The organism is Microbispora oryzae (assembly GCF_017896165.1).
Lineage (GTDB): Bacteria > Actinomycetota > Actinomycetes > Streptosporangiales > Streptosporangiaceae > Microbispora > Microbispora oryzae.
In genome coordinates this window covers 1-14,519 of sequence record NZ_JAFCNB010000032.1, presented here as the reverse complement: position 1 = coordinate 14,519, position 14,519 = coordinate 1, and the positions used below count along the sequence as shown (strand labels likewise).

The following is a 14,519-nucleotide window of genomic DNA, read 5'->3' as shown; positions in this document are numbered from 1 at the left end:
CGGCGCTGTCGGAGCGCCGCGTCGCCGCCCCCGTGCTGTCATTGATAGACCTCCAACTCATCCGCGCCGGGGTTTCCCCGCGCGTCGTCGACACCGGCCGCGTCCTCGCGGCCGGGATGTGTTCCCGCTCCGTCCTCCGGGTCGCGCAGCTCGTCGCGGGCGAGTTCGACCGCCCCGATGACGCCGGCGCGGTCCCCGAGGGAGGGGGCGACCACGTACTCGTCCATGGCCGCCGGATCGGTCAGCGCGGGCGTCGCGGGATAGCCGGCGGCGAGGTCGAGCAGACGCGCCCGCACCCGGGCGAGCAGGGCGGGGTGCTTCGCCACGCCCCCGCCCACGATGACCCGCTCGGGCGACAGGGCGTAGGTCAGGTTGAGCACGGCCAGGGCGAGATACTCCGCCTCCAGCTCCCAGGCCCACGCGTCGTCCAGCGTCTCGGCGCGGCGTCCCCACCTCCGGCGCATGGCCTCGCCCGACGCGAGCCCTTCGAGGCAGTCCCCGTGATAGGGACAGCTTCCGGCGAACGGATCGCGGGCCCGGTCGTGGGGGACGAGGATGTGGCCGAACTCGGGGTGCAGGAGACCGTGCGCCGGCCGGCCGTTCACCAGGGCGCCCGCGCCGATGCCCGTTCCCACGGTGATGTACGAAATGGTGCTGAGCCCGGATCCGGCGCCCCGCCGCCCCTCGCCCAGCGCCGCGGCGTTCACGTCCGTGTCGAGGCCGACCGGGACGCCCAGCGCCTCGCGCAGCGGCGAGACGACGTCGGTGTGCGCCCAGCCCGGCTTGGGCGTGCTCGTGATGTAGCCGTATGTCGGCGAGCCGGGCCGCAGGTCGACCGGCCCGAAGGTCCCGACGCCGACCGCGGCCGGCGTCCCGTGGCGCCGGAAGAATCCGATCGCGCCGGGGATGGTCTCCTCCGGCGTCGTCGTCGGTATGACCTCGGTCGCGAGCAGGTGCCCGTCGGCGTCGGCGACCGCGCACACCCACTTGGTGCCGCCCGCCTCGATTCCCCCGTACATCGGGGCCGTTCCCGTCATCTTCGTCATCCCTTCAGCGAACCCTGGAGCAGAGCCGTGACAAAGCGTCGCTGGAAGACGAGGAAGATCGCGAGTGTGGGGGCCAGAATCAGCAGGGATCCCGCGGAGAGCAGCGGGATGTCGGTGCCCCACTGGCCCTGGAACGCGCCCAGGGCGCCGGACATGGTCCGTTTCAGCGGATCGTCGACGAGCACGATCGCCAGCAGGAACTGGTTCCAGGTCCACAGGAACAGCAGGATGGCCAGCGACGACAGCGCGGGCATGGCCAGGGGCACGTGCACGCGCCAGAACAGCTGCCACAGGTTGGCGCCGTCCATCCGCGCGCTCTCGGTCAGCTCCTGCGGCATGTTCACGAAGTGGGCGCGCATCCAGAAGACGGAGAACGGCATGAACAGCCCGATGAGCGGCAGGATGATGGCCCACCTCGTGTTCAGCAGGCCCAGGTCGCGCACCTGGTAGTAGAGCGGCGTGATGATGCCCTCGAACGGCAGGGTCAGGCCGAGCACGAAGGTCAGGAACACCACGTTGCGCCCGGCCATCCGCAGGTGGCCGATGGCGAAGCCCGCGAGCGTCGCCAGGAGCAGCGAGATGGGAACCACGCCGATCACGATGAGCGTGCTCGACTTCAGCAGCTCACCCATGTTCGCGGCCTCGAACGCCTTGACGAAGTTGTCCCAGTGCGGATCGCCCGGCCAGTCGAGCCCGAGCGGGTAGCTGCCCGAGGGGTGCAGGGCCGTGACGAAGAGGCTGATGAACGGCACGACCGTGACCGCCATCAACAGGACGAGCAGCAGCCTTCCGGTCCACACCTCCCGGCGTCCGACGATCATGAGTTCTTGTCCTTGGTGAGCCACTGGATGGGAAGGGCGCAGATGAGAACCAGCACCATGAGGACCACGGCCAGCGCCGAGGCCATGCCCACCTGCCGTTCGGAGAAGGCCAGGTAGTAGATCTCCAGGCCGGGGACCATCGTCGAGTTGCCCGGACCGCCCTGGGTCGAGATGTAGACGATGTCGAAGCTGGCCAGCGCCGCGATGACGGTCACCGTCACACAGACGCCGATCTCCTGCCGCAGGATGGGCACCGTGATCGAGAGGAACTCACGCATCGATCCCGCGCCGTCCAGCCGGGCGGCCTCGTAGAGCGCCGGATCGATCCGGCTCATGCCGGCCAGCAGGAGCAGCGTGCACAGGCCGAGCAGCACCCACGCGCCGATCACGCCCACCGCGGGCAGGGCGGTCGAGAAGTCGCCCAGCCAGGCGCGGGTCACCCCGCCGAGGCCGAGGTGCGACAGCACCTGGTTGACCACGCCGGTCGACGACAGCACCCAGGTCCAGGCGATGCCGGCAGCGACGAGCGGGATGACCTGCGGCAGGAACAGCACGGTCCGCGCCACGAGCGCGAGCCTGCTGGTGGCGATGCGCCGGATCGTCGAGGCGATCGCGAGGCCGAGCAGGACGGGGATCACGCTGAAGAAGAGGATCAGCTTGACCGCGTTGAGGATGGAGTCGAACAGGTCGGGGTCGGTGAAGACCTTCCCGTAGTTCGCCAGTCCCACCCAGGTGGACGGGCCGATGCCGTCCCAGCGGTACAGCGAGTACTGCACCGTGAGGACGATCGGGCGCAGGACGAAGACCACGTAGAAGGCGAGCGCCGGTGCGACGAACAGCCAGCCGACCCAACTCGGCGTGCGGAGCCCCGCCGCGCGGGCGGGGCTCCTCGTCTTCGCCACGGCTGCCGGCCCATGGCGACCCTTGGAGGGGTCGGCCGCGGTGTCGGGAGTCGGCCGTGCCATCGGTGCTCAGCTCCCCCCGACCTGGCTCTGGTAGTCGCTCTGCACCGACTTGAGCAGCGCGTCGGGCGTCTGCTGCCCGGCCACGAGCTTCTGCAACTGCGGGGTCCAGCTCTTGGCGTAGATCGCGCCGGTGGCGTTCGCGATGAAGTCCATCGCGCCGTTGTCCTCGCCGATCTTCTTGCCCGCCTCCAGGGTGCTCGCCGTCACCGTGCCGGGGGTGACTTCCGGCATGGAGGCGTCGGCCGACCCCATTGGGTGCGACCCGCCGATCTTCACGTCGATGTCCCGCGCCTGCGGGTTGGTCGCCACCCAGTTGAGGAAGAAGGCGGCGCAGTCGGCGTTCTTCGCGCGCGAGCTGATCCCGTAGGTGAGCGGGGCCGACATCGCGGCCTGCTTGCCGCCCTTCTCGAGCGGAGGCATCAGGAAGAAGCCCACGTCGCCCGGCATCTGCTTGTCGAGGTTGCCCGACTCCCAGTCGCCGTTGAACATGAACAGGCCCTGTCCGCCGATGAAGCGGCTCATCATCGTCGCGTAGTCGACGGCGTTGACGTCCTTCTGGAAGTAGCCGGCCTTGATCCACTTCTCGAGGTGCTGGGTGGCCTGCAGGTTCGAGGGCGTGTCGATGGTCGCCCCCTGCTTCTGGAAGATCCAGTCGTTGATCGGACCGGCCGGACCGTAGGCGGCCATGAGGTCCTGCAGCGGGAAGGCGAGGCCGCCCGTGGCTCCGCCGTTGAACTGGGTGATCGGCGTGATGCCGGCGGTCTTGGCCTTCGCCATGGCGTCGTCGAGCTCCGCCAGGGTGGTGGGCGCCGACGACATCCCGATCTTCTCGGCGAGCTTCTTGTTGTAGAACACGCCGGTCATGCTGAAGTTGAGGCCCATGGCGTACAGCGATCCCTCGCCGCGCGTCCGCCCGCCGGGGCCGAGCCGCATCTGCGCGAGCTGCGAGGCCGGCCAGGAGTCCCAGCCGAACGCCTTCGCGTAACCGTCGAGGTTCTTGAGCAGGTTGTTCTTGACCAGCTCGGAGACCTGGGGCAGCCGCATGAGGTCCGGCGGATCGTCGGCCAGGACGCGCGGGGCGTTCTGTGTGATCACCGCGAACTGGTCCTCACGGATGTCGAACTTGACGTTCGGGAACTGCTTGGAAAACTCGGTGGTGAGCGCCTTGGGCAGGGGGAAGCCGGTCTCGAAATAGCCTTTCATCGTGACCGGTGCCGTGCCGCAGGTCGGCGCGCTCGAGAGGGTTGTGCTACTGGCCTCCGCCTGGGGCGCGTCGCTGCCAGGTCCCCCGCACCCGGCGACCAGCGTTCCCCCTATGGCTACCACAAGCACCGCCCCGTTCCAGCGGGGGCGAACTCGACGCGACATCTGCGTCTCCTCGGTTGATTGGGGCACGCCGGCGAACGCCGGGGCCCCGGACTCAGGTTTGCTAAATCGGATTAGCAATGCGATAGTCTCACCATGCGTGTCGCAGGGTGTCAACCCCCACAACGCAGGAGGTCTCTCTGTGAGCCCACGACGGGTCACGCTGGCGGACGTCGCCAAGATCGCCGGTGTCTCCCGGACCACCGCGTCGCTCGTCCTGTCCGGCAGGGGGCGTGAGCTGCGCATCTCTCAGGATGTGGAGCAGCGCGTCCTCAAGGCGGCCGACGAGTTGCAGTACAGGCCCAACATAGTCTCCGTGGGCCTGCGCACCGGCACCACCCGGACCATCGCCTTCGTCTCCGACACCGTCGCGACCTCGCGCCTCGCCGGCGACATGATCAAGGGAGCGCTGGAGGCCGCGCGCGAACGCGGCGTGATGCTGTTCATCGGTGAGACGGAGGGCGACCCGGAGCTCGAACGTCTCCTGCTGCACGCCATGCACGACCGTCAGGTCGACGGGATCATCCTGGCCTCGATGTTCACGCGGACGATCAGGGTGCCGAAGGGGATGGCGGCGATCCCGGCCGTCCTGCTCAACGCGCTCCCCAAGCAGCCGTCGATCCTGCCCGCCGTCGTCCCCGACGAGGTCGAGGCCGGCCGCACCGCCGTGCGCGTCCTGCTGGAGGCCGGCCACCGTGACGGCATCTACCTGATCGGAGTGGGTCTCGGCGCGCGGGACATGCCGCCGGAGAGCGTCGCGGCCGTGGAACGGCTCAGGGGCATCCGCGAGGCGCTCGGCGAGGCGGGGATCAAGCCGGCCGGCGGCCGGTCATGCCCCGACTGGCAGCCCGAATACGGCCTGGACGCGACCCGGGCGCTGCTCGAGACCACCCGCCCCCGCGCGTTGATCTGCTTCAACGACCGGCTCGCGCTGGGCGCCTACCAGGCGCTCGACGACTTCGGGCTGAAGGTGCCCGAGGACGTGTCCGTGATCTCCTTCGACGATCACCCGATCGCCGCGTGGATGCGCCCCAAGCTGACGACCGTGGCCCTCCCCCACTACGAACTGGGCCGCAGGGCCGTCGACGTGCTGTTCGAGGAGATCGGCCGGGACAAGGCGGACCCCCATCCTGAGGGCGCCGTGCACCGGGTTCCGATGCCCGTACGCGAGCGCCAGTCCGTGACGCCGCCGGGCGCGTGAGACGGGCCGAGGCGGAACGGACGATGGCGCTCCGCAGGGCCGTCGTCCCCGCGGAGCGCGCGCGTTCAGTCCTTGACCGCGCCGGCCGTGACGCCCGCGGCGACGTAGCGCTGGGCGATGACGAGCAGCACGGTGGCGGGAATGGACGCCACGACGGCCGTGGCCATGATGGCGTTCCACTGCTGGTTGTTGTTGCCGATGTAGTGGTAGATGCCGAGGGTGATCGGCTGGCCGGCGCCGCCCTGGTCGAGCGTGCTGGCGAAGATGAAGTCCGACCACGCCCACAGGAACGCGAACAGCGACACCGTGATGATCGAGTTCCGGCTGATCGGCAGCACGACGGACCAGAACACCCGTAGCGGCGTGGCGCCGTCCACCCGGGCGGCCTGCATCAGCTCCTCGGGGATTCCGGACATGAACGTGGTGAAGATGAGGACGGCGAACGGCACGGCCAGCGTGGAGTCGGCCACGATCAGGCCGGGCACGGTGTTCAGCACGCCCGTGCTGAGGTAGATGGCGTAGAACCCCATCGCCATGATGATCCCCGGGATCATCTGCGCGATCAGCAGCACGAAGCTCAGCACCCCGCCGCCGCGCGGGCGCAGCTTGGCCAGCGAGAAGGCGGCCGGCGCCGAGACCACGAGGGTCAGGAGCACGGTGCCCAGCCCCACGATCAGGCTGGTGAGGAGGTAGGGCCCCTGCTGTTCGAGCACCGCGCGGTAGCCCTCGAACGTCCCGTTCACCGGGAACCAGTACGGCGGCGACTTGCGCATGTCCTGGTCCCTGGTGAACGACACATTGATCATCCAGTAGACCGGGAACAGCATCAGCGCCGTGAGCACCAGGCCCAGGGCGGTCCGCCACCAGCCGCGTCGGGTCGCCGTCATGACAGTCCCTGCCTTCGCTGCACACGGATGTAGATCAGGCCGAAGACGAGCGCCATCACGATCAGCAGGTTGCCCACCGCGGCGCCGGGACCGAAGCTCGGCAGCAGGTTGCCGAAGCCGAGCCGGTAGGACCACGTGGCCAGCGTGGTGGACGAGTCGCTGGGCCCGCCCTTGGTCATGATCCAGATGATGTCGAACACCTTGAGGGTGTAGACCAGCCCGAGCAGCAGCGTGATCGCGGAGACCGGCCGGAGCAGGGGGAAGGTCACCCTCCAGAACCGCTGCCAGTTGGTGGCTCCGTCGAGCTGGGCCGCCTCGTTGATGTGCGAAGGGATCGCCTGCAGGCCGCTGTAGAGCACGACCAGGTTGAACGGGATGCCGATCCAGACGTTGGCGATCGTCACCGACCACAGCGACCAGTCCGGAGAGGTCAGCCAGTTGACCGGCCCCAGCCCGACCATGTGCAGGAACGCGTTGACGACGCCGGAGTCGCTGTTGAGCATCCACGACCAGGTCGACGACGACACGATCAGCGGCAGCAGCCACGGCACCAGGAACAGCGCCCGCAACGTGGCCGACAGCCGGAAGTTCCGGGTGAAGAACACCGCCAGGGCCAGCCCGATGGTGAACTGGAACACCAGCGACACCACGGTGAACACCATCGTGTGCCACAGCGCCGGCCCGAATGTGGCGTTCTCGAAGACCTTGGTGTAGTTGGCGAATCCGGTGAACGGCGCGTTGCCCTGCACGAACGACCGCACCGTGTAGTTCCGCAGGCTCAGGTCGACGTTGCGGTAGAGCGGATAGGCGTAGAACGCGAGCAGGTAGACCACCACTGGCGCGAGGAACGCCCACGCGGCCAACTGCCCGGTCCACCGGCGGCGCGCCGGCGCGCGCCGCCTGCCCTGGGACGGCGGAGGCGGGACCCGCTTCCGCCCGCCGCCCGAGACGGACGGAGACGGCGTCTGTGTTGCGTGATTCATGCTGTCCTTCATCTGACAGTGACCAGCGGGCGGCCCAGGATCCGGGGCGCGGACGCGCCCCGAATCCTCCCCCGGCCGCACGTCGGTCCTACTGAGTGGCGCTCGCGGCGGCGGTCTGGGCCTCCGTCAGTGCCTCCTGCGGCGGCTGCGAGCCGCTCAGCGCGGCCTGCATCGCCTTCCACATCGGCTCCGAGATCTTCGGGTACTTCGTGCCGAGGTTGTCACTGGTCCGGCCCTTGGCCGCCTTGACCGCCTCGACCCACACCTTCAGCTCGGCGTTCTGCTCGACCTGCTTGGTCTGCACCGCGTCGGTCGGCGCGATGTACGACAGCGTGGTGTCGGTGGTGTAGGAGTTGTCGGTGCTGGTCAGGCACGTCACCAGCTTCTGCGTCGTGGCGTAGCGGCCGGTGTCCTGCTGCACCGGCATGCTGACGAACTCGCCGCCCGTCGGCGCCGGCGCGGTGCCGCCGTCCTTGGCCGGGATCGGAATGATGCCGTAGGTGAAGCCGGCCTTCTTGGCGTTGCCCAGCTGCCAGGTGCCGTTCTCGGCGAACGCGAAGTCACCGGTGGCGAACTCCTGCCAGCTGGTCGTCTGCGTGTTGTTGATGACCGAGTTGGGGGCGTAGCCCTTCTTCACCCAGTCGGTCCACAGCGAGAGAGCGGCCACGCCCTCGGCGGAGTCGAGCTTGGTGAGCTGGGCGCCCGAGCCCCAGAACCACGGCAGGAACTGGAAGCTGCCCTCCTCGGTGCCGATGGCGGAGAACGTGATCCCCTTCTTGCCCGCCGCCTTCACCTTCTCCAGCGCCGCCGTCAGCGACGCCCAGTCCTTCACCGACTCCGCGTCCACCCCGGCCTTCTTCAACACCTCCTTGTTGTAGAACAGCGCCAGCGTGTTCGCCCCGATCGGCACACCGTAGGTCTTGCCGCCGATCTGGCCGGCCGCCAGCAGGTTCGGTGAGATCGCGGAGGTGTCGAGCTTGCTCTCCTCCGTCGTCGTCAGGACGCCGGCGTCGGCGAGCGTCGAGACCACCGGGTTGTCGACGATCAGCACGTCGGGCGAGTTGCCCTGCTGCGCCGCCAGCAGCGCCTTGTTGGTCAGGTCGGTGGTGTCGTAACCGGTCCGCTTGACGGTCACCCCGGCGTCCGTGCCGCACTGCGTGAGCAGCTTCACCCAGTCGGAGGAGTCGTCGAACTGCGGGTACGGGTCCCAGATCGTGTATGTTCCGCCCCCGGCGGCCTGGCTCGCCCCGGCGCTCGCACCCGCGTCCGCGGCGGAGTCGGAGGTGGAGGGGGCCGACGTGCAGGCGGCGACGCCGCCCACCATCGTGACGGCGAGGAGGGCCGCCCGCAGGCTACGCCGTCCCAGCTGGCGTGATTCCATCTATCTCTTCCTTTCGACGCCGGATCACCGGCTCAAATAGTCGTTCGGACCGTGCGGGCCCTCACCGGTCGGAGCGCGAGCCCGTACCGCGCCGTTCAGGTGAGCTGGATGTAGTCCAGCTCGGCGTAACCGGTGCCACCGGAGAAGCCGGGGGATCCCTTGGCCAGGCGGATCACGTTGTATCCGGCCTGAAGGTTGATCGACTTGCTCACCGTGGCACCGAACTGGCCCCAGGCGGAGGTCGGCGGGTAGCTGACCGTGGTCCAGGCGCCGCCGTTGGCTGCCAGGCCCTGGGTGGAGGTCGCCCCTGTCGCGTTGGCGTAACCGATGGTCATCGTGTACGCCCGGGCGGTCGGCACGTTCACCACGAAGTCGACGTAGCTGTCCGTGCTGTGCGTGCCGGTGTTGTTGTCGATGCGGCCGACGTAGCCGCCCTCGGACGCGCTGGAGGAGGTCAGCCGCTGCGCGCGGAAGACCGACGCGCCCTCCGCCTCGTACCTCTGCTGGTAGGAGGGCACCCCGCTGGCTGGCTGGACGACCAGGTTATACGCGCTCGTGGCGGACATGTTGGGCACCGAGACGCTGATCTCCCCGTTGCTCACGGTGTAGGTGCTCGTGGAGATCGTAGTGGGAGCCGTCACAGCCGTGAAGCGCCCGTTTGACGGAGTGGACTGCAGCGTCACCTGGACGGACGGGCCGAGCCCGCCGATGCCGGTCAGCCGGACCGTGTTGGTGCCGGAGTCGTTGCCGAGGACCACGTTGACGATTTTGCGGGTGCTGTCGTAGGAGGCGAAGCCGTCCAGCCCGGTCTGGTTGGGCGGGGTCGTGGTGACCATCCGGCCCGCCATGTCGCCGTACCACTTGTACAGCCACCACGAAGCGGTCGGCTGGTTGTTGTTGACCACCAGGCCGTTCATCGTGCCGTACTCGTACCAGAACGCCCGATGCGCCGTCTCCACCCCGCCCCGCTCGAACTTCGCCACATAACTGGCGATCCGGCCGGGCACGTCCACCTCACTGGTGGCCGCGTACTCGTTGATCGAGATCCGGCGCGGGCTGATCCCCAGCGACGACTCCAGCGCCCGGTAGTCGGCGATGTCGGCGGCGATGTTGTTGGGACTGCCCAGTTCGTGCCAGCAGATGATGTCCGGCAGCGTGTTCGCGGCCTTGGCCGCGGTCAGGAACGACGACATCCACGACCGGTTGTAGTACGAGATGCTCGGCCCCACGATCGGCGTCGCGGCGTCCAGCGCCCGCACCGCCCGGAAGGTGCGCGTCCAGCCGTCGCTGAAGGCCCCGGCGGCGGAGGTGTTCCAGGTCCAGTCCGGCTCGTTCCACAGCTCCCAGCCGACGATGTTGGTCGCCGAGGTCGTGTTCAGCCGGGCCCGGACCATCGTGTCCACCTTGGCCAGCCAGTCGTTCCAGCTCACCCACTTGTAGGGGAAATTGGGGTAGATGTCCGGCATCCGGATGTACTCCCCCGCCCCGACCCGGGTGGCCTGCGGCGACACCAGCAGCGAATCACCACCCGGCGGCTGACCGTTGGGCCGCTGCCCCACCCCCGGAGCGGGCTGCGTCAGCGAGTTGACCTTCAGCGGCAACAGGGTCGAGTCGGCCGGCTTGCCGTTCTCCGCCAGGCCGTACAGGCCGCCGGTGGCGACGTGCGTGACCGGCCGGAAGGGCTGCGCCACGTTCACCGTGAGGGTGGCGCCCGCGGCCTCCGCCGGCGCCACGGAAACCAGGCCGAGGCCCGTGGTCAACAGCGCCGCCGTCAGCGGCGCCCTGGTCACCCCGGGCGCGCCTCGCGCCGTGATTCGGGGTCTGCGCATGAACTACCTCGCTCTTTCTGTGCTCATGTGGGGGGTGTCGAGCAGGAGGTGGAACGGGACCGTCTCCCCCGAATCCGGCGGAAGCCGTGAGACGGTCCCCATGCGGGCGGGCCCTGCCGGCGAGCGCCGGCACGGCCCGCCGTGGTCATCCGGTGGCGGCGAGCGGAATCCAGACCCGCATCGGGCCCTCGCTCCGGTTGCCCCACAGGAAATACGGCACCGCCGTGAGCGCGAGCGGTGCGCCTGTCTCCCGGCCCGGCCCGGACTCGTCCAGGGCGGTGTACAGCGCGTCACCGGAGCCGGCGAGCCGGCCGCCCGCGGTGAGGACCACCGGGATGCCGGCCGGATCGTCCCGGTGAGCCGCCTCGACCGGCGCCGCGGGGTCCAGCCAGACATCCTCCAGGACGACGCCGGGCGGTAGGTCGGCCTGCTCCAGGCAGTACACGACGGGACCGCGAGCCAGGGCGACGCATCCGCGCACCGCGTCGACCCGCGGATGGGCGCTCAGCCGGCGGACCGGCATGGCGAGGTCGAGGACGAGGGTCGTGCCCGGCGCCCACACCCGGGTGAGCCGGACGTAGCCGTCCTGGACGGGGACGTCGACGGTCTCGCCGCCCACGCTCACGGCATAGGTGTCGCACCAGGCCGGCACCCGCAGCGCGAGGGTCCACGGGTCCTCGTCCCGGCCGCCCTCGTCCTCCACGGTCAGCTCGACGCGGCCCTGCCACGGGTAATCGGTGCGCATCTCCACCCGGACCGGCCGGCCCGCGACGCCGGTGTCGAGGGAGGCGTCGCCGTACAGGTGGATCTGGAGGCCGCCGGCGTCGGCGGTGGCCACGTATCCGGGCAACGACGCCATCAGCCGGGCGATGTTGGGCGGGCAGCACGCGCAGGAGTACCAGGGCAGCCGCCGCGCCGCCGCCTCCTCGCCCGAACCGGCGTGGCCGGTGCGCAGCTGGAGGGGATTGGAGTAGAAGAAATGCCTTCCGTCCGCCGACAACGCGGGGGCGATCGCGTTGTACAGCGCCCGCTCCATCTCGTCGGCGTAACGGGCCCGGCCGGTCGCCAGCAGCAGCCGCCAGTTCCACTGGAAGCTCGCGATGGCGGCGCACGTCTCGCCGTAGGCCCGGTCCGGCGGCAGCTCGTACGGGTCGCCGTACGCCTCGTCCCGATGACGCGACCCGTGCGCGCCGGTGACGTAGGTCTTGGTGTGGAAGACGTCCTCCCACAGCCGTTCGGCGGCGTCGAGGAGGGTCCGGTCACCGGTCTCCACGCCCACGTCGACCATCCCGGCCAGGAGATAGAGCTGCCGCACGGAGTGGCCGGCGACCTCGGTGGCATCGCGCACGGGCACGTGGTCCTGGTAGTAGACGGGCCCGAACCGCCCGGGGCCGAGCAGCCCGCGCCCGCGCAGGTCGAGGAACCGCCGCGCCAGGTCGAGGTAGGGCCGGTGGCCGGTCAGCCGGTAGAGCTCGGCGAGGGCCGTCTCGATCTCCGGATGCCCGCAGACCTCCTCGACCCCCTCCGGCCCGAACCGCTCCACGATCAGGTCGGCGAACCGCCGGGCCACGGCCACGAGTTCCGGGCTGCCGCCCGTGCGGCCGGCGGCGACGGCCGCCTGAATGAGGTGGCCCGCGCAGTAGAGCTCGTGGCTCCAGTCCGGCTTCAGCCACCGCTTCTCCGGGGCGGCGATGGTGAAGTGGGAGTTCAGGTAGCCGTCCGCCTGCTGGGCACGGGCCAGCAGCGCCGTCGTGGTGTCGACGAAGTCCTTCAGACCGGCGTCGGCCGGGGACGTCGCCAGCTCCCACAGCGCCGCCTCCAGCGTCTTGTACACGTCGGAGTCCGCGAACCACATGCCGGCGAACTCCTGGTCGGACTCCCCCGCGGCCGCGGCGAGGTTGCCGATGTTGCCCTGGCTGTGGAGGTTGTCGACGCAGTGCGGCAGGGTGTCCTCGGCGTTACGCCGCCGCCACCGGCCGAGCAGGCCGTCGGGGCGCAGCCGGGCCTGATCCAGGCCGAGCGGCCGCAGCGCGCCGACGGCGCCCGGCGCGGGGACGGCCGGCCCCACGTCCGTCCGGGCGCCGGGCGCGGCCAACGTGTCGGACAGCTTGTGCTCTGTCATTCCTCATCTCTCGTCCGGTGACGTCGGCGCCTCCGTCGCGGTCACGGAACCCCCGTACTCCCACGATGGGACACGGCTGGCCCTTCCGGAGACGGACACGCCCCTGGAAGACTGCGAAGAGAGGAGCCGGCGATGATGCCACAGCAAGCGGCAAAGCAATCAGGAAAACGATTGCCGAAAAGCTACCAACGCGCCCATGCCTCGTCAATAGCACGTTTCCGCCTTGTTACCTGGGCGAGCGGGACACCGGTGTCGTGGCTATACAGTGGACTAGGCAACAGTCACCGGAAAACGGAGGAAACGTGGGAAAGCTGGCGCGTCCCGCCACGATCGCCGACGTCGCGGCGTTGGCCGGAGTCTCGGTGGGCACGGCCTCCAAGGCGCTGAACGGGCGCGGGTCCTTACGGGAGGAGACGCGGACGCGGGTCAGGGAGGCGGCCAGGCAGCTCAACTTCGAGGCGAACGCCGGCGCCCGCAGCCTGCACTCCGGCCGGACCTACACGGTCGGGATGATCACGACGGACACGATCGGCCGGTTCAGCATCCCCGTTCTGATGGGCGCCGAGGACGCGCTGGGAGCCGGGGAGATGTCGATCTTCCTCTGCGACGGCCGCGGCGACCCGATTCGCGAGCAGTACTACGTCAGGACCCTGCTCAGCCGCAGGGTCGACGGCATCATCGTCACCGGACGGCGGACCGAGGCGCGGCCGCCCATCGGAGTCAGCCTCCCGGTCCCCGTCGTGTACGCCTTCATCAGCTCGTCGGACCCGGACGACTGCTCGGTGGTCCCCGACGAGGTCGGCGGCGCCCGCAAGGCGATCGAGCACCTCCTGGCCATCGGCCGTACCCGGATCGCGCACGTCACCGGGCCCGAACGGCACAACTCCGCCCGGGTCCGCGCGTCCGCGGCGCTGGAGCGGCTGGCCGAGGCGGGGGTCGAGCCGGCGGCGCCGCCGTTGTTCGGCGGGTGGAGCGAGGTATGGGGACGTCAGGCCGTCGGCATCCTGCTCGCGGGCCAGACGCCGTTCGACGCCGTCTTCTGCGGCAGTGACCAGATCGCCCGCGGGGTCGGAGACGCCCTGCGGGCCGCCGGCCGCAGGGTGCCCGAGGACGTCGCCCTCGTCGGCTTCGACAACTGGGACGTGATGATCGACGGCGCCCAGCCGCCCCTGACGAGCATCGATCTCAACCTCGAAGGGCTCGGCCGGTCGGCGGCGGAGAAGCTTCTCGCCGCCATCAACGGCTCCCCCGAGCCCGGCCGCCACGCCCACCCCTGTCATCTCGTGGTGCGGGAGTCGACCACCGTGCCGCTCACGCCCATCACGGCGCCGTCCCCGCTGGGGTGACCCGGCGCCCGGCCGTCCGAGGGTGCGGCAGCGCCCCCGAACGGCGCGAATCGGGCCGGGGCTGTGGCCCCGGCCCGATCTCATCTTCGCCTCATCCGTGAGGTCAGGGGCTGGTGCAGGTGGCGGTGGGGGTTGCCGCGGTGCCGTTGGCGGTGAAGCCGAACGTCGTCGAGCCGCCCGCCGCGATGGAGCCGTTGTAGTCGGCGTTGCGGACCGTCACCGAGGAGCCGGACACGCTCTGCGTGCCGTTCCACAGACTGCTGATCGTCTGGCCGCTTGGCCACGTCCACTTCACCGTCCAGCCGTTGACGGCCGAACTCCCCGCACGAACGGTCACGGTCGACTGGAACCCGCCTGGCCACGAATTCGTCGTCTCGATCGTCGCCGAACACGCACCCGTCACCGGAACCGACGGAGACACCGACGGGGACGCCGACGGGGACACCGGCGGGGATGCCGACGGCGAGGTGTTGGGGCTGCGTGTGGGGCTCACCGAGGGGCTCGGCGATACCGGGGTTGCGTTGTTCAGGGCGTCGAGGACGGAGGTGTAGGCCTGTTTCTTGTTGTAGTTGC

12 protein-coding genes are annotated in these 14,519 nt (G+C 69.8%); 2 read left to right on the top strand and 10 right to left on the bottom strand.

All coding sequences use genetic code 11. The features are described 5' to 3' along the window. Positions 1-38: 38 nt before the first annotated feature. Genes JOL79_RS31915 through JOL79_RS31900 form a run of 4 tightly spaced genes read right to left on the bottom strand, consistent with a single transcriptional unit; the run spans position 39 to position 4,035 of the window. Positions 39-1,037, bottom strand: a complete 999-nt coding sequence (locus JOL79_RS31915; RefSeq protein ID WP_210159662.1) for an ROK family protein — start codon at positions 1,035-1,037, stop codon at positions 39-41. Between the two features lie 5 nt (positions 1,038-1,042). Further along, the gene (locus JOL79_RS31910; RefSeq protein ID WP_210159661.1) at positions 1,043-1,867 is read right to left on the bottom strand and encodes a carbohydrate ABC transporter permease; all 825 of its coding nucleotides are present in this window, start codon (positions 1,865-1,867) and stop codon (positions 1,043-1,045) included. Beyond that, positions 1,864-2,832 (bottom strand): carbohydrate ABC transporter permease, encoded by a 969-nt coding sequence (locus JOL79_RS31905; protein ID WP_210159660.1) that lies wholly within the window; start codon positions 2,830-2,832, stop codon positions 1,864-1,866. The genes JOL79_RS31910 and JOL79_RS31905 overlap by 4 nt, the downstream gene beginning before the upstream one ends. A 6-nt stretch (positions 2,833-2,838) precedes the next feature. Then, positions 2,839-4,035 carry an ABC transporter substrate-binding protein gene (locus tag JOL79_RS31900; protein WP_210159659.1) on the bottom strand — a complete coding sequence of 399 codons (1,197 nt, stop codon included), beginning with the start codon at positions 4,033-4,035 and terminating at the stop codon, positions 2,839-2,841. 304 nt (positions 4,036-4,339) lie between these two features. Here JOL79_RS31900 and JOL79_RS31895 point away from each other — a divergent pair, with 304 nt between their 5' ends. Beyond that, complete coding sequence (locus tag JOL79_RS31895; protein WP_210159658.1) at positions 4,340-5,398, top strand: LacI family DNA-binding transcriptional regulator; 1,059 nt, start codon at positions 4,340-4,342, stop codon at positions 5,396-5,398. Positions 5,399-5,463: 65 nt separating this feature from the next. Here JOL79_RS31895 and JOL79_RS31890 read toward each other — a convergent pair whose 3' ends face one another. The 5 genes from JOL79_RS31890 to JOL79_RS31870 form a co-directional block, all read right to left on the bottom strand. Continuing rightward, positions 5,464-6,285 carry a carbohydrate ABC transporter permease gene (locus tag JOL79_RS31890; protein WP_210159657.1) on the bottom strand — a complete coding sequence of 274 codons (822 nt, stop codon included), beginning with the start codon at positions 6,283-6,285 and terminating at the stop codon, positions 5,464-5,466. After that, the gene (locus tag JOL79_RS31885; RefSeq protein ID WP_210159656.1) at positions 6,282-7,268 is read right to left on the bottom strand and encodes a carbohydrate ABC transporter permease; all 987 of its coding nucleotides are present in this window, start codon (positions 7,266-7,268) and stop codon (positions 6,282-6,284) included. Before JOL79_RS31885 ends, JOL79_RS31890 begins: the two co-directional genes overlap by 4 nt. Positions 7,269-7,356: 88 nt before the next feature. Next, positions 7,357-8,649 (bottom strand): sugar ABC transporter substrate-binding protein, encoded by a 1,293-nt coding sequence (locus JOL79_RS31880; protein WP_210159655.1) that lies wholly within the window; start codon positions 8,647-8,649, stop codon positions 7,357-7,359. Positions 8,650-8,744: 95 nt separating this feature from the next. Next, positions 8,745-10,478 (bottom strand): carbohydrate-binding protein, encoded by a 1,734-nt coding sequence (locus JOL79_RS31875; protein WP_210159654.1) that lies wholly within the window; start codon positions 10,476-10,478, stop codon positions 8,745-8,747. A 145-nt stretch (positions 10,479-10,623) separates the two neighbouring features. Beyond that, on the bottom strand, positions 10,624-12,600 hold the full coding sequence (locus tag JOL79_RS31870) for a glycoside hydrolase family 127 protein (RefSeq protein ID WP_210159653.1): 1,977 nt from the start codon (positions 12,598-12,600) through the stop codon (positions 10,624-10,626). A gap of 302 nt (positions 12,601-12,902) precedes the next feature. On the opposite strand from JOL79_RS31870, the gene JOL79_RS31865 reads away from it, so the two are divergent. Next, positions 12,903-13,946, top strand: coding sequence for a LacI family DNA-binding transcriptional regulator (locus JOL79_RS31865; RefSeq protein ID WP_307848838.1), 1,044 nt, complete (start codon positions 12,903-12,905; stop codon positions 13,944-13,946). Positions 13,947-14,049: 103 nt separating this feature from the next. Here JOL79_RS31865 and JOL79_RS31860 read toward each other — a convergent pair. Beyond that, positions 14,050-14,519, bottom strand: a 470-nt coding sequence (locus JOL79_RS31860) for a cellulose binding domain-containing protein (protein WP_210159651.1), incomplete at its 5' end; no start/stop codon positions are given.